At 74.1% G+C, this 26,350-nt stretch carries 20 protein-coding genes; 6 read left to right on the forward strand and 14 right to left on the reverse strand.

Features of this window, described 5'->3' with window-relative positions:
* The first annotated feature begins 17 nt into the window (after positions 1-17).
* Positions 18-1,100: a ParA family protein gene (locus HLA93_RS17540; protein ID WP_222195703.1), complete on the forward strand. Its 1,083-nt coding sequence runs from the start codon at positions 18-20 to the stop codon at positions 1,098-1,100.
* Positions 1,101-1,167: 67 nt separating this feature from the next.
* A complete protein-coding gene (locus HLA93_RS17545; protein ID WP_222195704.1) occupies positions 1,168-2,208 on the forward strand; it encodes a ParB/RepB/Spo0J family partition protein in 1,041 nt (346 codons plus the stop codon).
* Between the two features lie 76 nt (positions 2,209-2,284).
* On the opposite strand, the gene HLA93_RS17550 is transcribed toward HLA93_RS17545, so the two are convergent.
* The 9 genes from HLA93_RS17550 to HLA93_RS17590 all read right to left on the reverse strand — a co-directional run bounded on the left by HLA93_RS17550 (position 2,285) and on the right by HLA93_RS17590 (position 14,404).
* Positions 2,285-3,289, reverse strand: a complete 1,005-nt coding sequence (locus HLA93_RS17550; protein WP_222195705.1) for a D-alanine--D-alanine ligase family protein — start codon at positions 3,287-3,289, stop codon at positions 2,285-2,287.
* The gene (locus HLA93_RS17555) at positions 3,286-4,728 is read right to left on the reverse strand and encodes an aminotransferase-like domain-containing protein (protein ID WP_308128211.1); all 1,443 of its coding nucleotides are present in this window, start codon (positions 4,726-4,728) and stop codon (positions 3,286-3,288) included. Before HLA93_RS17555 ends, HLA93_RS17550 begins: the two co-directional genes overlap by 4 nt.
* Positions 4,729-4,800: 72 nt before the next feature.
* Positions 4,801-5,928 carry an N-acetylmuramoyl-L-alanine amidase gene (locus tag HLA93_RS17560; protein WP_222195706.1) on the reverse strand — a complete coding sequence of 376 codons (1,128 nt, stop codon included), beginning with the start codon at positions 5,926-5,928 and terminating at the stop codon, positions 4,801-4,803.
* A gap of 211 nt (positions 5,929-6,139) precedes the next feature.
* Positions 6,140-6,469 carry a thioredoxin gene (gene trxA / locus HLA93_RS17565; RefSeq protein WP_222195707.1) on the reverse strand — a complete coding sequence of 110 codons (330 nt, stop codon included), beginning with the start codon at positions 6,467-6,469 and terminating at the stop codon, positions 6,140-6,142.
* A 70-nt stretch (positions 6,470-6,539) separates the two neighbouring features.
* A complete protein-coding gene (gene trxB / locus HLA93_RS17570) occupies positions 6,540-7,556 on the reverse strand; it encodes a thioredoxin-disulfide reductase (protein WP_222195708.1) in 1,017 nt (338 codons plus the stop codon).
* Between the two features lie 102 nt (positions 7,557-7,658).
* The gene (locus HLA93_RS17575) at positions 7,659-9,290 is read right to left on the reverse strand and encodes a hypothetical protein (RefSeq protein ID WP_222195709.1); all 1,632 of its coding nucleotides are present in this window, start codon (positions 9,288-9,290) and stop codon (positions 7,659-7,661) included.
* Positions 9,291-9,360: 70 nt separating this feature from the next.
* Positions 9,361-11,481 carry a murein biosynthesis integral membrane protein MurJ gene (gene murJ, locus HLA93_RS17580; protein ID WP_308128212.1) on the reverse strand — a complete coding sequence of 707 codons (2,121 nt, stop codon included), beginning with the start codon at positions 11,479-11,481 and terminating at the stop codon, positions 9,361-9,363.
* Entirely contained in the window at positions 11,478-13,931 is a 2,454-nt protein-coding gene (locus HLA93_RS17585) for a DUF6049 family protein (protein ID WP_222195710.1), read from the reverse strand. The genes murJ and HLA93_RS17585 overlap by 4 nt, the downstream gene beginning before the upstream one ends.
* On the reverse strand, positions 13,928-14,404 hold the full coding sequence (locus HLA93_RS17590) for an NUDIX hydrolase (protein WP_222195711.1): 477 nt from the start codon (positions 14,402-14,404) through the stop codon (positions 13,928-13,930). The genes HLA93_RS17585 and HLA93_RS17590 overlap by 4 nt, the downstream gene beginning before the upstream one ends.
* Positions 14,405-14,527: 123 nt before the next feature.
* Between HLA93_RS17590 and HLA93_RS17595 the strand changes: the two genes are divergently transcribed.
* A complete protein-coding gene (locus HLA93_RS17595) occupies positions 14,528-15,949 on the forward strand; it encodes a CCA tRNA nucleotidyltransferase (RefSeq protein ID WP_222195712.1) in 1,422 nt (473 codons plus the stop codon).
* An 11-nt stretch (positions 15,950-15,960) separates the two neighbouring features.
* Here the strand turns inward: HLA93_RS17595 and HLA93_RS17600 are convergent, their stop codons facing one another.
* Complete coding sequence (locus HLA93_RS17600) at positions 15,961-17,310, reverse strand: MFS transporter (protein ID WP_222195713.1); 1,350 nt, start codon at positions 17,308-17,310, stop codon at positions 15,961-15,963.
* A 132-nt stretch (positions 17,311-17,442) separates the two neighbouring features.
* On the opposite strand from HLA93_RS17600, the gene HLA93_RS17605 reads away from it, so the two are divergent.
* Positions 17,443-18,114 carry a YqgE/AlgH family protein gene (locus tag HLA93_RS17605; protein ID WP_222195714.1) on the forward strand — a complete coding sequence of 224 codons (672 nt, stop codon included), beginning with the start codon at positions 17,443-17,445 and terminating at the stop codon, positions 18,112-18,114.
* Between the two features lie 108 nt (positions 18,115-18,222).
* Here the strand turns inward: HLA93_RS17605 and HLA93_RS17610 are convergent, their stop codons facing one another.
* The 3 genes from HLA93_RS17610 to HLA93_RS17620 form a co-directional block, all read right to left on the reverse strand.
* Positions 18,223-19,017: a hypothetical protein gene (locus tag HLA93_RS17610; RefSeq protein WP_222195715.1), complete on the reverse strand. Its 795-nt coding sequence runs from the start codon at positions 19,015-19,017 to the stop codon at positions 18,223-18,225.
* Positions 19,018-19,095: 78 nt separating this feature from the next.
* Positions 19,096-20,175 carry an inositol-3-phosphate synthase gene (locus HLA93_RS17615; RefSeq protein WP_222195716.1) on the reverse strand — a complete coding sequence of 360 codons (1,080 nt, stop codon included), beginning with the start codon at positions 20,173-20,175 and terminating at the stop codon, positions 19,096-19,098.
* 74 nt (positions 20,176-20,249) lie between these two features.
* The gene (locus HLA93_RS17620; protein WP_222195717.1) at positions 20,250-20,870 is read right to left on the reverse strand and encodes a PadR family transcriptional regulator; all 621 of its coding nucleotides are present in this window, start codon (positions 20,868-20,870) and stop codon (positions 20,250-20,252) included.
* Between the two features lie 451 nt (positions 20,871-21,321).
* Between HLA93_RS17620 and HLA93_RS17625 the strand changes: the two genes are divergently transcribed.
* Positions 21,322-23,844: a transglycosylase domain-containing protein gene (locus tag HLA93_RS17625; protein WP_308128213.1), complete on the forward strand. Its 2,523-nt coding sequence runs from the start codon at positions 21,322-21,324 to the stop codon at positions 23,842-23,844.
* Between the two features lie 21 nt (positions 23,845-23,865).
* Complete coding sequence (locus tag HLA93_RS17630) at positions 23,866-25,425, forward strand: glycosyltransferase family 87 protein (protein WP_308128214.1); 1,560 nt, start codon at positions 23,866-23,868, stop codon at positions 25,423-25,425.
* Positions 25,426-25,459: 34 nt separating this feature from the next.
* On the opposite strand, the gene HLA93_RS17635 is transcribed toward HLA93_RS17630, so the two are convergent.
* Entirely contained in the window at positions 25,460-26,272 is an 813-nt protein-coding gene (locus HLA93_RS17635; RefSeq protein ID WP_222195718.1) for a deoxyribonuclease IV, read from the reverse strand.
* Between the last annotated feature and the right edge of the window lie 78 nt (positions 26,273-26,350).

Here is a 26,350-nt window from a genome sequence, read left to right on the forward strand (position 1 = left end):
GTGAGGAGGACGCACCGATGACGGACCCGGGCGAGCGGCTGCGCACCAGCCTCGCCGCCGATCAGAATGTCGGTGCCGAGTTCGACAGCCCGATCGCCATGGAGGCGATGCGGGCGACCCGCGTCCTGCACGCGGCCGATCAGGATCCCTTCCCCGCACCCGGACGGATCAGGGTCATCACGATCGCCAACCAGAAGGGTGGCGTCGGGAAGACCACCTCGACGGTGAACCTCGGTGTCGCCCTGGCCATGTACGGGCTGCGCACCCTGGTCATCGACCTGGACCCCCAGGGGAACGCGAGCACCGCCCTGGGCGTCGAGCACACCGTCGGCACGCCCTCGATCTACGACGCACTCGTCGGTGACAACACGCTGGCCGAGGTGACCCACCCGACCACCGCCAGTCCTCATCTGTCCTGCGTCCCGGCGACGATCGACCTGGCCGGCGCCGAGATCGAGCTGGTCTCCGTCGTCGCCAGAGAGCACCGGCTGCGCCGTTCCATCGAGACCTACCTGCACGAGCTCCCGGCCGAGCAGCGCCCGCACTACGTGCTCATCGACTGCCCGCCGTCACTGGGTCTGCTCACGCTGAACGCCCTGGTGGCCGGGGACGAGGTGCTGATCCCGATCCAGTGCGAGTACTACGCACTCGAGGGGCTCGGGCAGCTGCTCTCCAACATCGACCTGGTGCGTGCACACCTGAACCCGGGGATCTCGGTGAGCACCATCCTGCTCACCATGTACGACGGCCGGACGAAGCTCGCCGACCAGGTGGCCGACGAGGTGCGCAACCACTTCGGCGACCTGGTGCTCAAGGCGGTGATCCCGCGCAACGTCCGAGTGAGCGAGGCGCCGGGCTACGGCCAGTCGGTGCTCACCTACGACCCGGGATCCCGGGGGTCCACCAGCTACGTGGAGGCCGCTCGGGAGCTCGCGCACCGAGGGGCCGACCTGCCGGCCGCCCCGAGCGCGCCGGTCGTGCAGACGCCGCCGCCTCCCCCGCCGCCGGTGGCCGGCCCGCCGACCATGCCGTCGGTCGCTGCGCTCGTGCTGGGTGAGCCGATGGCCACCCCCGCGCCCCGTGGGCGGCACGCGACGTGACCACCCTGCGCACCACTGACATCCCCGGACCGCGACCGCGGACGCCGGGCACCAGCGAGGAGGACTCGTGAGCAAGCGCGGCGGTCTCGGCCGGGGCCTGGCGGCCCTCATCCCCACCAGCGCTCCGGCGCCCACCGCGACGCCCGCAGCCCGTGCTGCTGAGGCGGCTGAGGCCGCTGAGGCCGCCTCAGCGGTGCAGCAGGCCGGTGGGACCCCGCCGGCCGCTCCGGACCGGACCGCGTCGGTGCACGAACTGCCGGCCCGCGCGCTCGAGGAGGTGGCCGGGGTCCCCGGTGCCCAGCTGCGCGAGGTGCCGGTCGGGGACGTCGTCCCCAACCCCAAGCAGCCCCGGCAGGTCTTCGACGACGAGGCCTTGGAGGAGCTCACCCACTCGGTGCGGGAGTTCGGGCTGCTCCAGCCGATCGTCGTCCGGGAGGCCGGGGACGGCCGGTACGAGCTGATCATGGGTGAGCGCCGGCTGCGTGCCTCCCGGGCCGCCGGGCTGGAGACCGTGCCGGCGATCGTCCGGGACACCACCGACGACGCGATGCTCCGGGACGCCCTGCTGGAGAACATCCACCGGGTCCAGCTCAACCCGCTGGAGGAGGCGGCTGCCTACCAGCAGCTGCTGGAGGAGTTCGGCGCCACCCACGAGGAGCTGGCCAGCAAGATCGGGCGCAGCCGCTCTCAGGTCACCAACACCATCCGCCTGATGAAGCTGCCGGTGAAGGTGCAGACGCGGGTGGCCGCCGGCGTGATCTCCGCCGGGCACGCCCGGGCGCTGCTGGGTCTGCCGGAGGCCGAGGCGCAGGACGCGCTGGCCACCCGGATCGTCGCCGAGGGCATGTCGGTGCGGGCCACCGAGGAGGCGGTCGCGATGGCGGTCGCCGACACCCCCGCGGCCGCCCGCAGGTCGGCGCGCAAGATCACCGCCCCTGGCGTGGAGGACCTCGCCGGGCGGCTGTCCGACGTGTTCGAGACCAAGGTCAAGGTGCAGATCGGCCGGGCGAAGGGGCGCATCGTCGTCGAGTTCGGCTCGGTCGACGACCTGCAGCGCATCGTCGGCATGATGGCCCCCGACATCACCGGTCGCAGCCCCCAGGAGTGAATCGACCCCACGTTGCGTCACAGACGCAACGTGGGGTCCTCGCCGTGGCCGGTCCAGGCGCCTGGCACGGGTGCGGTCAGGGCCGGATCGGACCCTCGCTCGCGGCGCGGGCGAGCAGGCGGCTCAGCACGTCCCCGAGCCGGAGACCCGCCGCCTCGACCGCCATCGGGAACATCGAGGTCTCGGTCAGGCCCGGAGAGACGTTCACCTCCAGGAAGTGCACCTCTCCGTCGGGGGTGACGATCGCGTCGGTGCGGGACAGGCCGGCCAGCCCCAGCGCACGGTGCACGCGCAGCGCCACCTCGGCGGCCCGGCCGGCCACCTCGTCGCTGACCCGCGCCGGCGCGTGGTACTCGGTGAGCCCCGGCGTGTAGCGGGACGTGTAGTCGAAGACGCCCGACTCCGGGGCGATCTCCACGGCAGGCAGTGCCTCCGGCCCCTCCCCCAGGTCGATCACCGAGAGGGCCAGCTCCACGCCGTCGACGTAGCGTTCCACCATCACGGTGTCGCCGTAGGCGAAGCAGCTCACCATCGCCGCCGGCAGGTCCTCGACCCGGCTGACCTTCTGCACGCCCAGCGACGAGCCGCCCGAGGCCGGCTTCACCATCAGCGGCAGGCCCAACCGGGCCACGATCAGGTCGAGGACCGCGCCGGCGCCCAGCTCACGGAACGTGCTGTGCGGCAGCGCCACCCAGTCCGGGGTGGACAGCCCGGCGGCCCGCACCACCGACTTGGCGGCCGGCTTGTCCCAGGCCAGCCGGCAGGCCGCGGCCGGCGAGCCGACGTAGGGGACGCCGGCCAGGTCCAGGACCGCGCGCAGCGCGCCGTCCTCGCCGGTGGCACCGTGGAGCGCGATGAACACAGCGTCGGCCGGTGACACGGCCAGCCCGGGGAGCAGCTCGGCGTCGGCGTCGTGCAGCTCGGCGTCCACGCCGGCCCGGGTCAGCGCCTCGACGACCTGACCGCCGGAGTTGATGCTGACCTCCCGCTCGAAGGTCAGCCCGCCGGCGAGCACCAGGGCCCGCAACGGGGTCCGCGGTGCACCGGGGGCCTCCGCCGGTGCGGCAGCCTGGTCGGTCATGGCTGGGAGCCCTCGCTCTGGTCGGTGTTCGCCGGGCCGATGACCGGCGGTGGGGTCACCCGGTCCGTGCCCGGCCGGGCGGCGGCCGGGTTCACCGCACGGAACGTGCCGGTGTCGACCGCGTCGAAGGTGGAGTGCAGGTCCAGCTCGGCCTCGATGACCCGGGCCAGCCGGCGCACGCCCTCCCGGATGCGGTCCGGCTCGGGGTAGCAGTAGGACAGCCGCATGTACTCGCGGCCGGAGCCGTCGGCGTAGAAACCGATGCCCGGGACGTAGGCCACGTGGGCCGCGACCGCGCGGGGCTGCATCAGCTTGGCGTCCAGCCCGTCGGGCAGCTTGAGCCAGACGTAGAAGCCCCCGTCCGGACGGGTCCAGGTGGTGCCCGCCGGCATCAGCGCCGACAGCGACTCCAGGGTGGCGTCGCGGCGCTCCCGGTACAGCTCGGTGAAGACCTTGATCTGCTCCCGCCACGGCTGGGTGTCCAGGTACCGGGCGACGGCGTACTGGGTGAGCGAGGGCGGGCAGAGCACCTGCGCCTCGGTGGCCAGCACCAGCTTCTCCCGGACGGCGAGCGGCGCCAGCACCCAGCCCACCCGCAGGCCCGGGGAGAACGTCTTGGAGAACGACCCCAGGTAGATGACCCGGTCGGCGTTGCGGGCCCGCAGCGCGCGCATCGGTTCCTGGTCGAAGCCGAGCAGGCCGTAGGGGTTGTCCTCGATGACCAGCAGGTCGTACTGCTCGGCGAGGGCGACGACGGCCTGCCGCCGCGGCTCGGTCAGGGTGACGCCGGCGGGGTTGTGGAAGTTGGGCACCGTGTAGAGGAACTTGACCCGCTCACCACGGGCCCGGCACTCCAGCAGTGCCTGCTCCAGCGCCTCGGGGATCAGGCCGTCGTCGTCCATCGCGACGTGCCGCACCTGGGCCTGGGCCGCCTGGAAGACACCGAGGGCACCGACGTAGGACGGCGCCTCGGCCAGGATCACGTCGCCGGGGTCGACGAACACCCGGGTGACCAGGTCGAGCCCCTGCTGCGAGCCGACGGTGACGACGACCTCGGTGGGCGAGGCGTCGGTGATGCCCTCCAGCGCCATGACGTCGCAGATCCGCTCGCGGAGCCGGGGGTCGCCCTGGCCGGAGCCGTACTGCAGCGTCTGGGCGCCCATCCCGGAGACGAGCTCACCGATCATCGAGCCGACGGCGTCCAGCGGCAGGGCGGTGACCGCGGGCATGCCGCCGGCCAGCGAGACGACCTCGGGCCGGCTGACCACGGAGAACAGCGCCCGGATCTCCGAGCTCTTCATCCCGTGCGTGCGTGCTGCGTACCGGTCTGCCAGGGGGTCCAGCCGCGGGTGCCGCGGGGAGACGTGCGGGGACGCACCGCTGGAGTACGCCCCGGCCTGACCGGTTCCGACCGAGGGGTCGGGCACAGGAGGGGTCACCTGTCGGAGTCTAAGCCGCCGCCTCCGCAGCGGGACCGTCAGGAGCACCCTCGCCGGACGCGCCGGCGGCCGTCAGCCGCGGGCGGGCAGCAGGAAGGTGCCGGTGGGCGGATCGGCCTCGGCGGGCAGGAACAGCCGCTGGACCGCGGCGACGACGGCCTGGGCGATGGTGCTGCGCAGCCGGGCGTCCAGCAGGAGCAGCCGGTCGACCGGGTGGGACAGGTAGCCGCAGTCGACCCGGACGGCGGGCATGCGGGTCATCCGCAGGATGTCCCAGGTCTTGGGGTGCGAACCGCAGTCGAGCATGCCGGTGCGGGCGATGACCTCGCGGCGCACCAGGTTCGCGAACTGCTCGCCCACGGTGGAACTGGCCCCGGACCCGGTGCCGTAGTAGTAGCTGGCCACCCCCCGGGCGTGCGCGGAACCGTGCGCCTCCATGTGCAGGGAGAGGAACAGGTCGGCGCGGGCCTGGTTGGCGAAGGCGGTGCGGTCCTCGGCCGTGGGGTCGACGGTCCGGCCGCGGGTGAGGTAGACGGTGGCACCGGCCGCGGCCAGCCGGCCCTCGATCCGGGACGCCAGGTCGAAGACCAGGTCGGACTCGGTGGTCTCCCCGGCGGTGTACCCGGTGTCCTCGCCGCCGTGGCCGGGGTCGATGACGATGACCCGGCCGATCAGGTGTGAGCCGGACTCCACCATGGAGGCGCTCTGCCGCAGCAGCTGCGGCCGGCCGCCGGTCACCCGCCGGCCCAGCTGCTTGAGCGCCCGCAGGGTCGCCGGACCGCAGGTGCCGTCGGGGGTCAGGCCGTAGTCGCGCTGGAAGCCGCGCAGCCCGTTCTCGGTGTCCGGGCCGAGGATGCCGTCGGCCGGGCCGGCGTCGTAGCCCAGCTCCAGCAGCAGCTCCTGCAGGCGGCGCACGTCGTCACCGCGGGCCGGGTGCTCGGGGTCGAAGCGCAGCAGCCGGTCGCCCAGCGACCAGCGGGCCTCGTTGAGCGCGCGGTAGGTCTCGTCACCGACACGGCCGTCGACCGACAGCCCGCGCACCTGCTGGAAGTGCCGGACGGCGAGCTCGGTGGCGGTGTCGTAGTCGGCCACCGGACCCGCCGGCTGGGCGGGGTCGCCGGGGAGCAGGTCGAGGGAACGGAGCACCGACTGCACCTCGGCCACCGCGGGGCCGGTGCTGCCGAGTCGCAGGACGTCCATGTGCCGGTCGTCGCTCCTGTCCGGGGTCGGTGGCCGGTGGTGGACCGGCGGTGCGTCGGGTCGATTGTGGCCGGGTGCCCGGTCGCCGCGCGCACCGGGGCCGTCACAGGGCGCCCGGAGCGCGGCGAGGCCCGCCGGTCCTCAGGACCGGCGGGCCTCGTCAGTGGTGCAGCGGACGGGCGTCCGCGGGGCCGGCCGGAGCCGGCGGGGATCAGATGTAGTCGGAGAGGTCCGACAGGATGGCGCCCTTGGGCTTGGCGCCGATGATGCTCTTGACCGGCTTGCCGCCCTGGAACACGGTCATCGTCGGGATCGACATGACCTGGTAGTCACGGGCGATCTGCGGGTTCTCGTCGATGTTCAGCTTGGCGATCGTGAGCTTGTCGGCGTGCTCGGCCGCGATCTCCTCGAGCACCGGGGCGACCATCTTGCACGGCCCGCACCACTCGGCCCAGAAGTCGACCAGCACGGGCTTGTCGCTGCCCAGGACGTCGCTGGCGAAGCTGGCGTCGGTCACGGTCACGGTGTTCTTGCCTGCCATGGTGCTGCTCCCTGTGGTTGCTCGGAGGTGCTGGTCTGTCCAACAGGCGGGCGGGCGGGTCTATGCCCGCTCAGCGCTCGTCGAAGGTCTCGGCGAGCCAGCGCTCGGCGTCGATCGCGGCGGACGCGCCGGTGCCGGCCGAGGTGATGGCCTGCCGGTAGATGTGGTCGACGACGTCACCGCAGGCGAACACGCCCTCGATGCTGGTGTGGGTGGTCGGGTGGTCGACCACCACGTACCCCTCGTCGTCCAGCTTCAGCTGACCGACGAACAGCTCGGTGCGCGGGTCGTGGCCGATCGCGACGAACAGGCCGCTGACCGGCAGCTTCTCGGTGGCACCGGTGGCGACGTCGGTCAGCTCGACGGCGTCGACCGTGGTGTCGCCGTGCACCTCGGTGACCTGCTTGCCCAGCGCCCAGCGGATCTTCTCGTTGTCCTGGGCGCGCTTCTGCATGATCTTCGACGCGCGGAGCTCCTCGCGGCGGTGCACCACGGTGACCGTCTTGGCGAAGCGGGTGAGGAAGGTGGCCTCCTCCATCGCCGAGTCGCCACCGCCGACGACCACGATGTCCTGGTCGCGGAAGAAGAAGCCGTCACAGGTGGCACAGGCGGAGACCCCGCGGCCGAGCAGTCGCTGCTCGTTGTCCAGGCCGAGGTACCGGTACTTGGAGCCGGTGGCAACGATCACCGCGTGGGCGCGGTGCACCTCGTCGCCGACCTTGACGATCTTCGGGTCGACGGTGAGGTCGACCTCGGTGACGTCCCGGGCGACCAGCTCGGCGCCGAAGCGCTCGGCCTGGGTGCGCATGTCGTCCATCAGCTGCGGGCCCTGGACGCCCTCGGGGAAACCGGGGAAGTTCTCCACCTCGGTGGTGGTCATCAGCGCGCCGCCGAACTGCGAGCCCTCGAAGACCAGGGGGTGCAGGTTCGCGCGGGCGGCGTACGTGGCAGCGGTGTACCCGGCGGGACCGGACCCGATGATGATCAGGTCACGGACCCCGTCGTGCTCCGCCGGGGGGATGGCGGGCGGCCCGTCGGTCGAGACCGCGGGACCGGGCGTCGGCTGGTTCGTCGTCACGGGGCGCACAACGGACAGGGTAGGTGCGCCATTCCCCGGTTGCCCCGACGCCACCCGCACGGGTCACGGGTCGGACGGTGCGGTCCGGAGCTCGCCGCGGTGGGGCCTCGCTCAGCCGGCGGCGGTGATGGTGACCTCGGCGAGGTCGGCGCTGAAGCCGTCGTCGACGGCCACCAGGCCGGTGACCCAGACCAGCACGTGACGGCTGGTCACCGGTGCGTCGAAGGTGAGGTCGTCGGTGCCACTCAGCTCGCCGGTGGCGGCGGTGCTGAACGCCTCGAGGTCGTCGTCGGGTGTACCCCCGGTGCGCACCTCGACCGTCGCGCCGGGCAGCGTCGTCTGCACCGAGACCCCGGCCAGCGACTGCTCGCTGCCCAGGTCGTAGAGCACGCCGACGCCGGGCTTGAGGTTGCCGAAGTCGGCCGAGCCCCGGTAGGTCAGCGTCGACCAGCTGGTGGCCGGGTCGCCGTCGAAGCTGCGCGGGACGGCGTCGTCGTTCTCGGGCTCGCCGTCACCGAAGGGGTCGAACACGGTGGCGGCGGAGATCGGCACGGGGCTCCCGGCGACCGGGGCCTCGCCCGCGCCGCCGGCGGGGGCGCTGACCGAGGGCACCGAACCGGCGGGGTCCTCGTCGACGTTGCCGGCCACGGAGAGCACGTTCGTGCCGAACCACCAGCCGATGGCGATGACCATCACCAGGGCCAGGAGGGGCAGCCCGACGACGGCCAGCCGGCGCCGGGCGGTCGGCTCGGGCCCCGACGGGGGGCGCTCCCGGTCGTCCAGCGCGGTGAACGTCTCACCGAGGTCCAGGTCGTCCTCGTCGTCGACGGGACGGGCGTGCCGGGCGGCCAGCGGGCGGGCGAGCGACGCCCCGGGGACGGGGGGCAGGGTCGACCGGTCGAGCCGGACGGGCCGCTCGCCGTCGCCGGCCGACCGGGCCTCCTCGGCCTCGGCCAGGTCGCGGCGGTCGCGGAGCCGGCGCATCCAGCCGCTGTCGATGCCGGCGTCCGGGCCGGTGGCCTCCTGCGGGCCGGTGGTGGCGCGCGGCCGCTCGGCGAGCAGGGAGACCATCGTGCTGACGCTGGAGAGCCCGGTCGCCGGGTCGTCGGAGCGGGCGCGCCGGACCAGCGCGGCCAGGTCCGGTGAGCTGATGTGCACCTCGCCGCCGCCGGGGACGTCGGAGCGACGGCCGGTGAGGCATAGCTCGAGCAGCGCGCCGAGGGCGGTGATGTCGCCCTTCTCGGTGCCGCTGGCCGCCGGGACGGCGAGCAGTCCCACCAGGCCACCGGGACGCAGCACCACGTGCTCCGGGGTCAGGCCGCCGACGGCGAGACCGACCCGGTGTGCCTCGGCGACGCCCTCGGCCAGCCGGCGGACGACGGCTCGCGTCTCCCGCTCCGGCAGCGGCCCCTCGGTGGCCAGCCAGTCGGAGAGCCGGGTGCCCTCGATCCACTCGTTGACCACGTAGGCCGCACCGCCGGACTCGGTGCTCCCGGTGCCCTCCGCAGCGTCGTAGACCATCGCGAGGGCCGGCGTCGCCAGGCCGCCCGCGGTCAGGGCCCGGTTGATCCACTCCCGGGCGGCCGGGCCGCCGGGGGTGTGCACCCGGAGCAGCACGTCGCGGTTGAGCACCCGGTCGCGGGCGCGCCAGGAGCGGATGACCCCGGTGGGGGTCTGCTCATCTGGGGCCACCTGGTCGAGCGGGCGGTACCGGTCGGGCAGGCCAGTGGTCGTCGACGTCACGGACGCTGCCGACCCCCTGATCGCTCATGGCCGGGGACGGCGCCCCCGGGTCGGGCACCGGACCGGCAGGTCACCGTGACCGCCCCAGCCGAGACCGGACGCCGGCCACTGCGTCCCGGAGCTCCGGGACGCCGACCACCACGGCACCCGCGACGACCGCGCTGCCCACCACCACGGTACCGAGGACGACGGTCGCGAGCGAGCCCGCCGAGGACTCACCCAGGTAACGACCGGCCAGCGAGACGACGACCCAGCCCAGCGCCCCGGCGACGGCGGAGACCCCCGCCATGTGGAGCACCGTGGTCGAGGCCTCGGCGCTGACCCGGACGCCCAGCTTGCGCCGCAGCGCGATGCTGCCGACCACCCAGCCGGCCACGTAGGTGACGCTGGTGGCCACCATCAGCCCGGCCACGACGTGCTCGGGGCTGACCAGGACGGGCACCAGCAGCAGCAGCGGCACCCGGACGGCGACCATCGCGACCTGGATCAGCGTCGGGGTGCGGGCGTCCTTCATCGCGTAGAAGACCCGCAGCTGCAGCAGGGTCACTGCCATCGGGAGCAGTCCGAACGCGCCGAAGGCGAGGGCCACGCCCACCCCGCGGGCGTCGGAGACGTCGGCGTTCCCCCGGGCGAAGGCGAGCACGCCCACGGCCGGCCCGAGCACCATCAGCAGCGCGGTGACCGGCAGCAGGCCGGTGGCCGACAGCCGGGTGCCCAGGGACAGGTCGGCGACCACTCCGGGGGTGTCGTGCCGCGCGGCGGCCCGGCTCATCCGGGGCAGGAGCGCGGTGAGCAGGGCGACACCGATGATCCCGTACGGCATCTGGAACAGCAGGCTGGCGTTGCTGAAGGCGAACGGGCCGAGCCCGCCGGCGTCCGCGGCGGCGTTGGCCACGACGCTGGCCACGACGACCCCGATCTGGCTGACCAGCACGTAGCCGATCACCCAGAGCCCGAGCGTGCCCGCCTCGCCCAGCCCGGTGCCGCGCAGCCCCCAGCGGGGCCGCAGCGGCACGCCGTTGCGGCCCAGCAGCGGGAGCAGCACGAAGGCCTGCACGGCGATGCCCAGGGTGGTGCCGATGCCGAGCAGCCAGACCTGGAAGGCGGTGATGGTGACGGGGGTCAGGTCGCCCGGCCCGGACGCCAGCAGGAAGACGGCGCCGGTGGCGATCACCACGACGTTGTTCAGCACTGGTGCCCAGGCCGGTGGACCGAACACCTGCCGCGCGTTGAGCACCGCCGTGGCCAGCGCACCGATCCCGTAGAAGACGATCTCGACCAGCAGGATCCGGGCCAGCCAGTTGGCCAGCTCCACCTGGCCCGGGTCCTCCCGGATGCCCATCAGCCAGGTGAGCGCCGGCGCCGCGAGCACGGCCAGCACGGTGAGTGCGGCCAGCCCGACGGTGGCCAGGGTGAGCAGTCGCTGGGTGTACCGCACGCCGCCGTCGGCGTCCCGTTCCTGGGCACTGACCAGCAGCGGGACGACGACCGAGGTCAGCACCCCGCCCAGCAGCAGCTCGTAGACGATGTTGGGCAGCGTGTTGGCCACGGTGTACGCGTTGCCGACCAGGCCGAAGCCCAGGGCGGCGGTGAGCACCACGGTGCGCAGGAAGCCGGTGAGCCGGGACACCAGGCTGGCCACGGCCATGGTGCCGGCGGCCCGCAGGACGCTCCGGCTGCCCCCGGAGGAGCCGCCGCGGGTGTCGCCGTCCTCGGGCTCGTCCGGCTCCTCCTCCAGGTACCGGGGCAGCGCGGGGACGACCGGGATCAGCTGGGTGTCGTCCGGGCCGGGGACGAAGCGGCGCGGCCGCGCCGGCGGGGGAACCGGTGGCAGCGGTGCGCGCCGCCGGGCGGCTCCGGGCGTGGGCGGTGGGGCTGCCGGGACGGCGGGCAGTGGCGGGCCGGCGGACAACGGTGGGACGGCGGGCTGCCCGGCGGCGGGCCGGGCAGCCGGGTAGCCCGGCGGCGGGGGCAGCGGGCGGGGCGTCGGCCGGGCGGCGGGGGCCGCCTCCTGGGCAGGGGCGGCCGGACGCGGCGACGGTGCGACGGGGCCGGCCCCGGTCGACGGGGCACCGCGGTAGGGCGGCGGGGGCAGCGGAGCGGCCGGCCGCGGGCGCTGCGGGCCGGGAGCCTCGCGGCCGTCGTCGGCGCGCTCCTGGTCCGGTGGGCCGGGGCGGCGGCTGCCGGTCACACCGGGCTCCGGGTCGGCGGCTGGGAACCGACGCCGTGCGCGGCGGGGGCGTCCCCGGCCTCCCCACGGCGCCGCTTGAGCAGGAACAGGACGCCGCGGCGCAGGAACAGCAGCCCGAGCAGGCCGGCCGCACCGATGGTGAGCACGAGCGTGATCGGCCCGTAGACCGTGCTCTTGACCTGCATCTGCACCGGTTCGCCCAGCGGCACGCCACCGGGGGTGGTCAGCAGTGCGGTGACCGCGAACCCACCGGACTGCCGCACCTGGGTGGGCACCTCCAGCGGGGTGCGGGACAGCGGCGGCAGGGTCTGCACGCCGATGTCCTCGGTGGTCAGCCCGACCGCGCCGCGGGTGCGCAGCTCCAGCCGGACCTGGACGGCGAAGGGCAGGTCGTTCTGCACGGTGAGGATCAGCGGTGCGCTGCTGGAGGCCAGGCTGTAGGTGCCCTCCACCGGGGCGAGCAGGGTGACCTGCTCGCGCAGCTCGGCCATCGTCTCGCCCAGCTGGGCGACCGCGTCGGCGAACCCCTCGGTGTCGCCGCGCCACTGCCCGGACGCCGCCCGGGCCAGCGCGGCGTCGTAGCCGGCCAGCACCGTGCCGGGGTCGTCGACGGCGGCGGCGAAGTCGTCCCGCACCCGGGCGCTCTCGGCGATCGCCGCCATCCCCTCGGCGGGCAGGAAGGCCTCGGCGCCGGGGACCAGCTCACCGGCCGCGGCGGGCGGGCCCTCGGTCAGCGACGCCACCGGCACCGGGGTCAGCCAGGGCTGGGCAGCGGTGTCGGTGATCATCGCCGCGACGCTGTCCACGTCGGGGTCGACCAGGCGGGGCGGGACGACGAGGACCGTCTGCGGGGTGCCGGGCGCGCGTTCGGCCAGCTGCGTGTCCAGCGCGCCCAGCTCGGCCAGGTAGCGCTGCTCGGCCAGCCGTCCGACGCCGGAGTCCGGGGTCGCCCCGGCGACGGCGTCGGCCAGCCGCCCGTCGACGACCAGGGTGGTCACGTCCCCGCCGGCGGTGGACAGGGTGCCCGAGGCGTCGGCCGGGTCGCCGTCCTGGCCCACGGCCCGGTCGCCGTCGACGAGCGCCTGCTCGGCCAGCACGACGGTGCCGGCGCCGCCGGCCTGCAGCAGGTCCAGCGTGTCCGTGCGGACCGTGCCGCCGACCGGCCAGGCCAGGTCGGTGCGCGGCTCGACCTCGAGCACCTCCCGGACCACCTCGGCCCCGGCTCCGGCCGGGGCGGTCTCCTGGGCGTTCGGGGCCGGTGTGCTCGCGGCGTCCCCCGGTGCGGTGGTCGGGGACGCCGCGGCCGTGCCGTCGTCGTCCAGCGGCTGGCGGGCGGTGCCCTCCGCGGTGCCCGGCAGCGTGCGGGTCAGCACAGCCGGCAGCCCCGCCGCGACGAGGGCGTCCCCGTCGACGTCGGCATAGGGCAGCACCGCCACGGCGTGGTCGTCGGCGACCGCCCGGAGCCGGTCGAGCAGCTCGGCGGCGTCGGCGGTGCCGGTGCCCTGCTCGCCGCCGGCGGTGTACGGGCCGGCGGCCATCACGGCCAGCTCCTCCAGCAGGGCCGGGTCGACGGCCAGCATCACCGGCACGGCCGGTCGGCTCTCACCCGGCGGGGTCCCCGGAGCCTGTGGGACCCGCTCGAGCACCTCCACGGCCCGGTCCAGCCGGCCCCCGTCGGCGACCTCGGCGGCCAGCTCGTCGTCGGTGAACGCGCCGGCGGCGTCCCGGTGGGGCTCGTCGGTCAGGGGCCAGATCCAGGCCACCGACGTCCGGGTGCCCGGGCTGGTGGGGGCGGCGGGCGCGGTGGGGTCGGTGGGCGCGGGGGGCGACTGCGCCACGAGGTGCGTCCACAGCTCACCGGCGCGCTCGACGCTGCCGCCGGCTCGCACGCCGTTGACGTTGACCAGCACCGGGTAGACGCCGTCGGCGCCGATCTGCAGCTCCTCGGCGGTGGTCGTGTAGCTGAACTGCGCCGAGTCACCCGGCGCCAGCTCGGCGCCGTCCACCGGGCGGAACGGCGCGACGGCCGCGGTCGCGTCGCCGGGGTCGTCGACGTCGGCGGTGAGGCCGGCCCGGGTCGAGATCCGCTCTCCGCGCTGGAGGCGCAGCTCGACGTCGGTCCAGGTGTCGGTGCTGTCGTTCACCAGGGTCCCGGCGATCTCGATCACCGCGCCCGGCGTGACCGTCCGCGGGTCCAGCCGGCTCACCGTCACCCGCAACGGGTGCGCGCTCACGCTGTCGGTGGCGCTGGCTCCGGTGTCCGAGGGCGCCGCCCCGGCGGGCGGCGGCGCGACCAGCCCCGCGCCCAGCACCGTGCCCACGGTCAGCACCGCTGCCAGCGCCGCCACCCGGGCGGCCACCCGGCCGGAGCGGGTGTCGCCGGGCGACTCGGGGGCAGCGGGGAGGGTCCGGGGGCGACCGTCGGCGCGGCCGGCGGCCCGCCGTGTCACGCGCTGTCGGCCAGCAGGCCCGGCGCGCGCTCCACCAGCGCGCGCTCGTCGGCGTAGGCCAGCCGCCCGCCGAGTTCGGTCAGCGGCACCCAGGCGACCTCGGTGACCTCCACGTCGGCGTCGGAGAGCGCGCCACCGACGGCCCGCAGCAGGAAGTGGTGCACCGTCTTGTGCACCCGCCGCCCGTCGGCGACGAACCAGAAGTCGATGATGCCGAGCGGGGCGACGACCTCGCCGATGATCCCGGTCTCCTCGGCGACCTCGCGGACGGCGGTGTCCTCCGGGGTCTCGCCCTGCTCGATGTGCCCCTTGGGCAGCGACCAGAGCAGCCGGCCACGGCGGTCGGTGCGGCCGATCAGGGCCGCACGAGGGCCGGTGACGTCGTCGTCGGCCACCACCAGGCCTCCGGCCGAGGTCTCGTCGACGCGGCGCAGGCGGCGGCCGGGGCGCTGTCGCCCGCCCGTCCCAGCCATGCCAGGAGGGTAGCGCGCGGGACCGCACTACCCTCGATCGTCGTGTCAACAGAGCCCTCGCGTCGCGCCCCCTCCGGCCCGACCCCACCACCCGCGCCCGTCCCCCCGGCGGTGCAGCAGACGGTGCGCGAGCTCGTCGACGTCTCCCCCGTCCTGGTGGCCCTGGGTGAGCGCTTCACCGCCGCCGGCCACGAGGTGCACCTCGTGGGTGGTTCGGTGCGCGACGCGCTGCTCGCCGCGGGCACGGGCCAGCCGCTGCCGACCGGTGACCTCGACCTGACCACCGACGCCCGGCCGGAGCAGACCCTCGAGGTGCTGCGCGGCTGGGCCAGTTCCACGTGGAACACCGGGATCGCCTTCGGCACGGTGGGCGCCGAGGTCCGCGGCGAGCGGGTGGAGATCACCACCTTCCGCGCCGACCGGTACGACCGGGAGTCCCGCAACCCCGAGGTGGCCTGGGGCGGGTCGCTCGTCGACGACCTGGCCCGCCGCGACTTCACCGTCAACGCGATGGCCGTCTCCCTCGGCCCCGACCGCACCGTGACCGACCCGTTCGGCGGCCTGGGTGACCTGCTGGCCCGGCGGCTGCGCACCCCCGGCCGGGCGGAGGACAGCTTCGCCGACGACCCGCTGCGGATGCTCCGTGCCGTGCGCTTCGTCGCCCAGCTGGGGCTCACCCCGGACGACGAGGTCGTCGAGGCGATGACCAGGCTGGCCCCCGAGCTGGGGCGGATCACCGCCGAGCGGGTGCAGCACGAGTTCTCCCGCACCCTGCTCAACGACTCCCCCGGCGAAGCGTTGGACCTGTTCGTGTCCACCGGGCTGGCCGACGTCGTCCTGCCCGAGCTCGCCGCGCTGCGGATGGAGATCGACGAGCACCACCAGCACAAGGACGTCTACGTCCACTCGCTGACCGTGCTGGACCAGGCGATCGCGCTGGAGAAGGCCGACCCGGCGTCGCCGTCCCCGGACCTGGTGCTGCGGCTGGCCGCGCTGCTGCACGACATCGGCAAGCCGGCCACCCGCCGGCACGAGGACCGCGGCCGGGTCTCCTTCCACCACCACGAGGTGGTCGGGGCCAAGCTGGTGCGCAAGCGGCTGACCGCGCTGAAGTACCCGAAGGACGTCGTCGAGGCGGTCTCCCGGCTGACCTTCCTGCACCTGCGCTTCCACGGCTACGGCCGCGGGGAGTGGACCGACTCCGCCGTCCGCCGGTACGTGACCGACGCCGGCGACCTGCTCCCCCGGCTGCACAAGCTGGTCCGCTCGGACTGCACGACCCGGAACCGGAAGCGGGCCGCCGCGCTGTCGGCGACCTACGACTCCCTGGAGGAGCGGATCCAGGTGCTGTCGGAGGCGGAGAACCTCTCCCGCATCCGGCCCGACCTGGACGGCAACCGGATCATGGAGCTGCTGGAGATCCCCCCGGGCCGCGAGGTCGGTGACGCCTGGCGGTTCCTCAAGGACCTGCGGCTGGAGCGCGGCCCGCTGGAGCCCGAGGAGGCCGAGGCCGAGCTGCTCGCCTGGTGGCGCTCGCGCAGCTGAGGCGCGGGGGGTCAGACGTGCTGGCCGGTCTCGTGCCGGAGGCCGGGCAGCGCGCGCAACGCCAGCGGGGTGTCCTGTTCCCGGCGGGCCTGCCCCCGGGCCCAGCGGGCGAAGAACAGGGCGGTGAGCAGGTAGCCGACCCCGATGACCACCAGCAGCGGCCAGCTCACACCCGAGGCGGGCAACGCGAACGCCCCGGCCAGCAGGGCGAGCACGAAGGTCACGTTGAAGAGCGTGTCGTAGACCGAGAAGACGCGGCCGCGGAAGTCGTCCTCCACCGCCTCCTGCAGCGTCGTGTCCACGCAGATCTTGATGCCCTGGGCGACGAACCCGAGGGTCAGGACGGCGGCGACCACGGCCGGGGGCTCGAACAGCCCGCCGAGCGCCAGCTGCCCGACCCCGCCGAGGAGCAGCATGGCCACCACCCAGGCGGCCTTGCCCCACCGGCGGACCGCCCACGGGGTCACCGCGGCGGCCAGCAGCGTGCCGGCTGCGCCGGCGGCGAGCACCTCGCCCAGCCCGGCCAGGCCGCCCCGGAACAGCCCGGAGGACCCGGTGAAGGTGTTCCGGTACAGCAGCAGGGTCATCAGCGTGAGCAGGCCGTAGAAGACCCGGTGCACGGCCATCACCGACAGGACGGCGGTGGCCGGCGGGTGGGCCAGCACGTGCCGCGTGCCGGCGAGCATGCCGTGCAGCACGTCCCGGGCGCTGACCGTGGCGGCGACCGTCAGGTGGTCCGGCCCCAGGTACGGGCGGGCGAACCCGGCGACCACGGCCGAGGCGGCGAGGTAGGGCACTGCGGAGGCCAGGGCCAGCGCGGCGTAGGCCCCGCTGCCGGACCCGAGGACGGCGGAGGACCCGATCGCCACGCCACCGCCGAGCACCGCGGCCACCGCCCCGGCCGTGGTGGACAGCGCATTGGCCGAGACGAGGGAGGGCTCGTCGGTGGTGTGCGGCAGGGCGGCGGACAGCGCCGAGAGCACGAACCGGTTGACCGAGAAGACCAGCAGGCCGGCGACGTAGAACAGCACGCCCTGCACGCCGGCGAGGGTGATCGCGGCGACGCCGACCACCAGCACGGCCCGCACGACGTTGGCCACCAGCAGCACCTGCCGCCGGCTCCAGCGGTCCAGCCACACACCGGCGAACGGCCCGACCAGCGAGTACGGCAGCAGCAGGACGGCGAACCCGGCGGCGACGTCGATCGGGTCGGTCGCCTGCTGGGGGTTGAACAGCACCGTGCCGGCCAGCGCGGCCTGGAAGACGCCGTCGCCGAATTGGGAGGAGAGCCGGGTCAGCAGCAGCCGGCGGAAGTCGCCACGCTGCAGCAGGTGCCGCACGGTGGTGGGCGACTGTCGCACCCCCGCCACACTACGTCGCCGTGCGCGAGTCGCCAGGTCGAGCAGCCGACCGGCGACCGGGTCGCACGACCGACCAGGAGCGGCGTCCTCGCGCCACCCCCCTGCCGCACACCTGATGCACACTGGAGCGCGATGAACCCGGTGCCCTCGTCACCCGAGCCCGAGCGTCGTCCCGCTGCCGGACAGGCCGCCGGACGCCGCCGGCCGAACGCCGTACCCGCCCTCTCGGTGGGCTGTCTGGACGACGTCCGGCCCGGCTCGCTGCTGGTGGCCATGCCCGCGTTGACCGACCCGACCTTCGCCGGGGCCGTGGTCTACGTGCTCGACCACTCCGACACCGGCACGATCGGCGTGGTGCTGGGCCGGCCGAGCGAGGTGCGCATCGGTGACGTGCTGCCCGGCTGGTCGGAGCTGGCGGTCGAGCCCGGGGTCTTCCACGTCGGTGGCCCGTGCGAGACCGACACGGCGCTGTGCCTGGCCACCCGGACGTTCACCACGCCGCTGCCGGCCGGGAGCGGCCTGCGCGAGGTGGCCGGGGCGGTGCACCTGGTCGACCTGGACAGCGACCCGGACGAGCTGGACGGCGAGATCGGCGGCCTGCGGGTGTTCGCCGGGTACGCCGGCTGGTCGGCCGGTCAGCTGGCCACCGAGCTGGCCGAGGGGGCGTGGGCCTGCGTGGACGGCGTCCCCTCCGACGTGCTGACCGACGCGTCGGGTGCGGACCTGTGGCGGTCGGTGCTGCGCCGCCAGTCCGGCCGGCTGGGCGTGCTGTCGACGGCGCCGGCGGACCCCTCGGCCAACTGAGGACGGCGTCCGGGCGTGTCGACTCCCGGTCGGCGCTCCGGGCTGGTAGGAAGAACGCACAGGAGGGGGCGACCTGGGGAAGAGGCCGCCCCCTCCTGTGCTGTCCGGCTACAGGCCCAGCGCCGCGGCGATCTCCGGGTGCTCGGTGAGCGAGACGGTGTCCTCGTCGGCCGGCAGGGTGATCTCCCGCTCGCCGTGGTCGGCCAGGGTGATGGTCACGTCGAAGTCCTGCAGCTGGGTGACGTACTGCACCAGCAGCTTGCTGTCCGCGGCGACCGCGATCCGCGCTCCGGTCCCGCTCTGGAACACCGAGCTCAGCTGCCCGTTGACCGACCGGCTGCCGACCCAGCTGTAGTCGGCGAAGGACCGCGGGTCGTCGGCCGAGTCAGCCGAGAGCCGGGGCACCATCTGCACCAGCACGTCCAGCAGCGACGCCGTCCCGGACGCGTCGGTCGCCGCGATCGGCCGGCGCACGTAGCTCGCCGCCGGCAGGCCCGCGGCGCTGAGCGCCTCGTCGAGCCCGGGGACGTCGCCCTGCCAGAGGTCGTCCTCGGTGAAGAAGAGGGTGCGGGTGTCGTCGGGGCGGCCGTCGCCGTAGCTGGTGACCGCCTGGGCCCGGCCGATGTCGCGGGCGAAGTCGACCTCGCCGGTCAGGGTGAGCACGGCGCCCTCGGCGAACGGCGCGGTCACCTCGAAGTCCGCCCCGCCCTGCTCGCGGTTGGCGGACAGCACCTGGCTGAGCACCTCCGCCTCCTGGGAGGTGACCTCGGCCCCGGGCTCACGCTGCTCGGCGTCGTCGCTGCCGCACCCGGTGAGCAGGGCGAGCAGGCCGACCACCACCCCGACGGCCGCGACCCGCAGCGGGGTCGGGAACGGGTGGGTGCCACGGCGGCGGGAGCGCATGCGGTCAGGGTAGGAGGAACGCCTGAGGGGCCCGAACCGTCCGGCTCGAGCCCCTCAGGTGACGTGCTGACCGTTCGACTACCGCTCGAGGTCGCCGCGGATGAAGGCCTCGACGGCGTCGCGGGCCTCGCTGTCGCTGTACTGCTCCGGCGGGCTCTTCATGAAGTAGGACGACGCGGACAGGATCGGGCCGCCGATGCCGCGGTCCTTGGCGATCTTCGCGGCCCGGACGGCGTCGATGATGATGCCGGCCGAGTTCGGGGAGTCCCAGACCTCGAGCTTGTACTCCAGGTTCAGCGGGACGTCGCCGAACGCGCGGCCCTCCAGGCGGACGTAGGCCCACTTGCGGTCCGACAGCCACGGCACGTGGTCCGAGGGGCCGATGTGCACGTTGCCCTTGCCCATGTCCCGGTCGACCTGGCTGGTGACCGACTGGGTCTTGGAGATCTTCTTGGACTCCAGGCGCTCGCGCTCGAGCATGTTCTTGAAGTCCATGTTGCCGCCGACGTTGAGCTGCATGGTGCGGTCCAGCTGCACGCCGCGGTCCTCGAACAGCTTGGCCAGCACCCGGTGGGTGATGGTGGCGCCGACCTGGCTCTTGATGTCGTCACCGACGATCGGCACCCCGGCGGCGGTGAACTTGTCCGCCCACTCCTTGGTGCCGGCGATGAAGACGGGCAGCGCGTTGACGAAGGCGACGCCTGCGTCGATCGCGGCCTGGGCGTAGAACTCCGCGGCCTGCTGGGAGCCGACCGGGAGGTAGCAGACCAGCACGTCGGCGCCGGACTCGCGGAGTGCTGCGACCATGTCGACCGGCTGCTCGTCGGACTCCTCGACGATCTCGCGGTAGTACTTGCCGAGGCCGTCGAGGGTGGTGCCCCGCTGCACGGTGACGCCCAGCGGCGGCACGTCGGCGATCTTGATGGTGTTGTTCTCGCTGGCGACGATCGCCTCGGAGAGGTCGCGGCCGACCTTCTTGGCGTCGACGTCGAACGCGGCGACGAACTGGACGTCGGAGACGTGGTAGTCACCGAACCGGACGTGCATGAGGCCGGGGACCGATGCGGTCTCGTCGGCGTCCCGGTAGTACTCGACACCCTGGACGAGCGAGGCGGCGCAGTTGCCGACGCCGACGATGGCGACCTTGACCGATGCCATGGACTGACTCCCTCCGACGGACCCGACCGGGTCCGGACGATGTGCGGTGGACGTGCTGCTGGCGGTGCGGTGGTTCAGGTGGTGACGTCGTTCGGTGGTGCAGTCCCGGTGGGCGGCTCGTCGGCCCGGGCGGCCTCGGCGCGTGCGTCGTCGCGCTCGCTGTCGATGAGCTCGGTGAGCCAGCGGACCTCGCGGTCGACCGAGTCCAGACCGTGCCGCTGCAGCTCGAGGGTGTAGCGGTCGAGCTTCTCCTGCGTGCGGCGCAGGGAGTCCATGAGGCGGTCGCGCTGCCGCTCGACGGTGCGCCGCCGGCCCTCGAGGATGCGCAGCCGGACGTCGGCGGCGGTGTGCCGGAAGAACGCCAGGTGGACGCCGAAGCGACCCTCGTCGTCGTAGGCCTCGGGCCCGGTCTGGCTGACCAGGTCGGCGAAGCGCTCCTTGCCCTCGGCGGTGATCGCGTAGACGACCTTCCCGCGCCGCCCGGTGAGCGCCGGGGCGTCGGCGGGCAGCAGGGCGCGTGGGACCGGGTCCTCGCTGGCGATCAGCCCGGCGGCCTGGAGGCGCTTGAGCGCCGGGTAGAGCGACCCGTAGGAGATGGAGCGGAGGCCGCCGAGCACCGAGGCCAGCTCCTTGCGGAGCTCGTAGCCGTGCATGGGCGACTGCTGCAACAACCCGAGGATGGCGAACTCGAGCACTGCGCCACCTCCTGGTCTGCCGCCGTTCACGGGATCGATGTATCGGGACGATACATCCGGTCGCTGCAGTGCCCGCAAGTCGACCACCAGGTCACGGGCGCCTCACCAGCCCCATGTCGACGTCCGGAGCGGGTCACGAGGGCTGCTGGAGTGCGTACATTGGCGGCCGTGCCCGGGCGACGGTCGGTGGTGGCCGCGCGCCGCGACGACGCGCGCCCCTCGCCGAGGTGCCTGCGGTGCGGACCGGTCCGCGCCGTGAGCGCCCTCCCGTCCCGGGCAGCCGAGCACCACCGGGAGTCGACCGAACAGTCGCTGCCGGACGGCGTCCTGCCGCGCCGCGACGTCGCGCGCTGGCAGCCGGTACACAGCTGAAGACGTCACCCTGGACGCTCCGGCACCGAGAGCTCTCCGGCGCCTGAGCACCCCACGACCCGCAGGAAGGGGCCACCGCGTGCCTCCCCACGACGAGACCGCCCGCGTCACCCCCGGTGGCGGCTCGGTCCGCCGTCCACCCCCGGCCCGGGCACGGGCAGCGGGTGGCAGTTCCGCCGGCGCCCGCCGTCCGGCGGTCAGCGGCCGTGCCCGCACCACGTCCTCGTCCTCGGGCGGCGCCTCGGGTGGTGCTCGTCCGGCCGCCCGCTCCGGTGGCGGTGGCGGGCGTCCGCCGGTCAAGCCGCCGACGGGCGGGCGTCGTCCCGGTGGCAGCGGCAGCGGCCGGCCGCCGGGCGGGGGCAAGAAGAAGCGGAGCGCGAAGCAGAAGCGGCGGCGCGTGCTCAAGGTCCTCGCCGGGACCTTCGTCAGCCTGCTGGTGCTGCTCGGGGTCTTCGTCGGCGTGGTCTACGCCACGACCGAGGTGCCCTCGCCGGACTCGATCGCCAACGAGCAGACGACGGTCGTCTACTACGCCGACGGCGTGACCGAGATGGCCCGGCTCAACGACGGCGAGAACCGCACCGAGGTCTCGCTGGAGCAGATCTCCGAGCCGGCCCGCAACGCGGTGCTGGCGGCGGAGAACCGGGCGTTCTACTCCGACCCGGGCATCTCTTTCACCGGCATCGTGCGCGCGGCGTGGAACAACCTCACCGGTGGTTCCACCCAGGGTGGCTCGACGATCACCCAGCAGTACGTGAAGAACGCCTTCCTCAGCTCCGACCAGACCTTCAGCCGAAAGTTCAAGGAGCTCTTCCTCGCGGTCAAGCTGGACAACGAGTACTCGAAGGACGAGATCCTCCAGAACTACCTGAACACCATCTACTTCGGCCGCAGCGCCTACGGCATCGAGGCGGCGGCGAACACCTACTTCGGCGTGCCGGCCGCGCAGCTCACCCCCGAGCAGGGCGCCGTGCTCGCCGTGCTGATCCGCAACCCGGCGGCCAACGACCCGGAGAGCAACCCGGAGGGTGCGCAGAAGCGCTGGGGCCTGGTGCTGGACGCGATGGTGGAGCAGGGCTGGCTGGACTCCGCCGCCCGCGACGCGGCGGTCTTCCCGCCGGTGCTGCCGAGGACCGGCAGCGGTGCCGGCATCCCGGCCGGCCCGGAAGGCCTCATCGTCCGGCAGGTCATCGCCGAGCTGAGGAAGTCGCCGTTCAGCTACGACGACGACGACATCTACACCGGCGGCCTGCGGATCACCACGACCGTGGACAAGGCCAAGCAGGACGCCGCGGTCGCCGCGGTGAACGACGTGATGGCCGGTGAGCCGCAGAACCTGCAGGAGGCGCTGGTCGCCATCGACCCGAAGACCGGCGGGGTCATGGCCTACTACGGCAACGCGCAGGCAAGCAGCGACGACCCGGCAGTCGACACCACCGACTACGCCCAGGCGCTCAAGCAGCCCGGGTCGTCGTTCAAGCCCTACACGCTGGCCACCGCGCTGATGAACGGCTACAGCGTGGACACCCGCCGGGACGGCACCTCGCCGCAGGAGTTCGAGGACCGGCCCGGGCTGCCGGTGGTCAACTCCGGGAACGCGCAGTGCGCCAACTGCACGCTCAAGGAGGCCATGACGAAGTCGCTGAACACCACGTACTACGGCCTGGCCTACGAGGTGGGCCCCGAGCTGGTCGCCGACACCGCCCGTCAGGCGATCGGTCTGCCGGAGGTGTGGGACCAGGAGCGGAACGACCCGACCGTGCCGGAGGGGCTGACCGGCAAGCCCACGCTGGCCAGCGCCGAGACCGGCGTGACCGGTGGCTCGATCGGCATCGGCGAGTACGAGGTCCGGCCGATCCAGCAGGCCGCCGGCTTCGCCACCTTCGCCGCAGGCGGCGTCCGGCACAACACCCACTTCGTCGCCTCGGTGGCCGGCAGCGACGGCAACGTCCTGGGCACCGGCTCCACCGCGTCCGAGCAGGCGATCCCGGCCGACGTGGCCAGCGACGTGACCTTCGCGCTGGAGGACGTTGCCGAGTCATCGAAGCTGCCGCTGGACGGCGACCGGCCGGTGGCGGCGAAGACCGGCACCCAGGGCGCGAACCGGACCGACAACTCCGATGCCTGGATGGTCGGCTACACGCCGTCGATCTCCACCGCTGTGTGGATCGGCACCCGCGGCACCGAGGCCATCGAGAACGCCTCGGGCCGGATCATCTACGGCTCCGGGCTGCCCGGGGAGATCTGGCAGCAGTTCATGGACACCGTGCTCGAGGGCACCCCGGAGGAGCCGCTCCCGTCCAAGGCGCTGATCAAGGGCGACCCGGACAAGAGCATCCCGGAGCCGACGACGGAGGCTCCCGCGTCGACCAGCGAAGCACGGGCGACCGCAACGACCGTGGACGACGGTGGCGCCGAGGCGCGAGCGCGGGAGCGGGCCCGGCAGGAGGCCGAACGGGCTGCGCAGCTGGCTGAGGAGGCCCGTAGGTCGGCGGCCGCCGAGGCGAGCAGGTCGTCCGCGGCGAACCAGAGCTCGACGCCTCCTGCCGCCCCGACCTGTGGTGTCGACGGGTTGCCGGCCTGCTCTGTCCCGACAGGCTGATCCGGCGGGCAGACTGACCGCGTGACCGCACCATCGACGGGCCCGTCCTCCGATCTCCCGGAGGGCGGGCCCGCGGTGTCTGCACGGCCGGTCCCGCCGGTGCCGCGGGTCGCTGCGCCGCCGTGGCCGGACCGCGTCGTCCCGAGCTGGACCGATCCGGTCGTCACCCAGGCGAGCGAGGCCGTCGGCGGCCCGTGGGGCCGGCACGCGGTGACCGGGCGGGCGCTGTTCTGGACGCCGCTGCGGGTGTGCCTGCTCTTCACCGTCGCGGTGCTCGCCCTGGCCTGGGCGAAGCAGGCGCCGTGCGCGGACGGCAACTGGACGGGCAGCAAGCAGTACACCCACCTCTGCTACAACGACGCCGTCCCGCTGTTCGGCATCCACGGGCTGGACGAGGGCGCCGTGCCCTACCTGGACTCCGCCGTCGAGTACCCGGTGCTCACCGGCGGCCTGATGCAGCTGGCCGCGGTGATCGCCCGCGGCTGGGACGACCTGGTCGCTGGCCTCGGCCCGCTGCCGGAGGCCACCCCGGTGCTGAGCTTCTACGTGGTGACCTGCCTGCTGCTCTCCGCGCTCGCGCTGCTGGTCACCCGCGGCGTCCTGGGGCTGGCCGGCCGGCGCCCCTGGGACGCGGCGATGGTGGCCCTCTCCCCGCTGCTCCTCGTGCACGCCTTCACCAACTGGGACCTGCTGGCCGTGGCGCTGACCACGCTGGGCATGTGGGCGTGGGCCCGGCGGCACCCGGTGCTCGCGGGAGTGCTGGTCGGGCTCGGGGTGGCCGCCAAGCTCTACCCGGTGATCGTGCTGGGCGTGCTGTTCGTGCTGTGCCTGCGGGCCGGGCAGCTGCGGCCCTGGCTGTCGACGACGGTCGCCGCAGGCCTGGCCTGGCTGGCGGTGAACCTGCCGATCGCGGTGCTGGCACCGGAGAACTGGGCTCGCTTCTTCACCTTCAGCGACGTCCGCCCGGCCAACCCGGAGAGCATCTGGGCGATCGCCCTGCACTCCTTCCCCGAGTTCCTCGACGGCCCGCTCGCCGAGGGGGAGGCGCCCTCGGTGCTGAACGCGACCGTGGCGGTGCTGCTGCTGCTGTGCGCGGCCGGGGTGGCCTGGCTGGCGCTGGCGGCCCCGCTCCGCCCCCGGCTCCCGCAGCTGGCGTTCCTGCTGGTCGCGGCCTTCCTGCTGCTGAACAAGGTGTGGAGCCCGCAGTACTCGCTGTGGCTGTTGCCGCTGGCGGTGCTGGCCCGGCCGCGGTGGCGTTCGCTGCTGCTGTGGCAGGCCACCGAGGCGCTGGTCTGGGCGACGACGCTGCTCTACTACCTGGGCGCGGACAACCGCGGCATCGGCGTCGAGTGGTTCTACCTGTCGGTCGTCGTCCGGGACGTCGTCGTCGTCGCCCTGATGGCCCTGGTGGTCCGGGAGGTCTGGCAGCCCGACGCCGACCTGGTGCGCCGCAGCTGGCCCGGCACCGACGACCCCGCCGGCGGGGTGCTCGACGGCGCCCCCGACCGGTGGGTGCTGCCGCGGCGCCTCACCCTGCGGCGCTCCGCGCCGCACCGCGGCCCGTTGCCGTCCCCCAGCTGAGCGGAGCCGCTCGATCGTCGGAGCCGCCGGTCCCTCAGGACAGAGCTGCCCGCAGCAGCGCGATCTCCTCGGCGTGCGCCGCCCGGTCGCCGGGGGTCTCCAGGACGACGGGGGCGCCGGCGGTTCGGGCCACCTCGACCAGCAGCTCCGTCGGGATCTCCCCGGCGACGAGCGGGGCGTGCCGGTCCCGCGCGGACCCGGCCGGGTCGCGGCTGTTGTTCAGGTGCACCAGGTCGATCCGCCCGGTGATCGCCCGGACGTCGTCCACCACCCGTGCCAGGTCCCAGCCGGCCGCCCAGGCGTGGCAGGTGTCCAGCACGAAGCCGGCGCCGAACTCGCCCACGGCCTCCCACAGCCGGGCGAGGGCGCCGAGCTCGCGGGCCATCGCGTGGTCGCCACCGGCGGTGTTCTCGATCAGCACCGGGACGCCGAACCCGCCCTCGTCGGCCTGCCGGGCGAAGGTCTTGCGCCAGTTGTCGACCCCGGCCGCCGGGTCGTCCTTCGCCAGCACGTGCCCGCCGTGCACCACCATGCCGCGGGCGCCGATCGCCGCGGAGGCCTGCGCGTGCTGGCCGAGCAGCTTGCGGCTGGGGATGCGGATCCGGTTGTTGGTGGAGGCGACGTTGAGCACGTACGGCGCGTGCACGAACACGGCCACGTCGGAGGCGAGCAGCGGCTCGGCGTCCGGCCGCGGCGCGGGCGCCTTCCAGCCCTGGGGGTCGGCGAGGAACACCTGGACGGCGTCGGCGTCCAGCTCCGCCGCGCGGGCCAGCGGGCCGCCGTCGTCGAGCTCACCCGCCTCGGTCAGCCCTGGTCCGACGTGCACGCCGATCAGCTGTTCGGTCACCCGGGGAGCGTAGATCGCCGGTCCGACGCATACGTCCTGTCAAGGGCGCTGGTAGCCTGTCCGGTGCGCGTCCTCTCC

It is taken from the genome of Modestobacter italicus, from assembly GCF_019799965.1.
Lineage (GTDB): Bacteria > Actinomycetota > Actinomycetes > Mycobacteriales > Geodermatophilaceae > Modestobacter > Modestobacter italicus_A.

Coding starts and splice junctions, on each gene's coding strand:
- HLA93_RS17590 (WP_222195711.1), bottom strand. CDS start 14,404: ATGGCTGGGACGGGCGGGCGACAGCGCCCCGGCCGCCGCCTGCGCCGC.
- HLA93_RS17560 (WP_222195706.1), bottom strand. CDS start 5,928: ATGGACGTCCTGCGACTCGGCAGCACCGGCCCCGCGGTGGCCGAGGTG.
- HLA93_RS17550 (WP_222195705.1), bottom strand. CDS start 3,289: ATGACCGACCAGGCTGCCGCACCGGCGGAGGCCCCCGGTGCACCGCGG.
- HLA93_RS17540 (WP_222195703.1), top strand. CDS start 18: ATGACGGACCCGGGCGAGCGGCTGCGCACCAGCCTCGCCGCCGATCAG.
- HLA93_RS17605 (WP_222195714.1), top strand. CDS start 17,443: ATGAACCCGGTGCCCTCGTCACCCGAGCCCGAGCGTCGTCCCGCTGCC.
- trxA (WP_222195707.1), bottom strand. CDS start 6,469: ATGGCAGGCAAGAACACCGTGACCGTGACCGACGCCAGCTTCGCCAGC.
- HLA93_RS17615 (WP_222195716.1), bottom strand. CDS start 20,175: ATGGCATCGGTCAAGGTCGCCATCGTCGGCGTCGGCAACTGCGCCGCC.
- HLA93_RS17610 (WP_222195715.1), bottom strand. CDS start 19,017: ATGCGCTCCCGCCGCCGTGGCACCCACCCGTTCCCGACCCCGCTGCGG.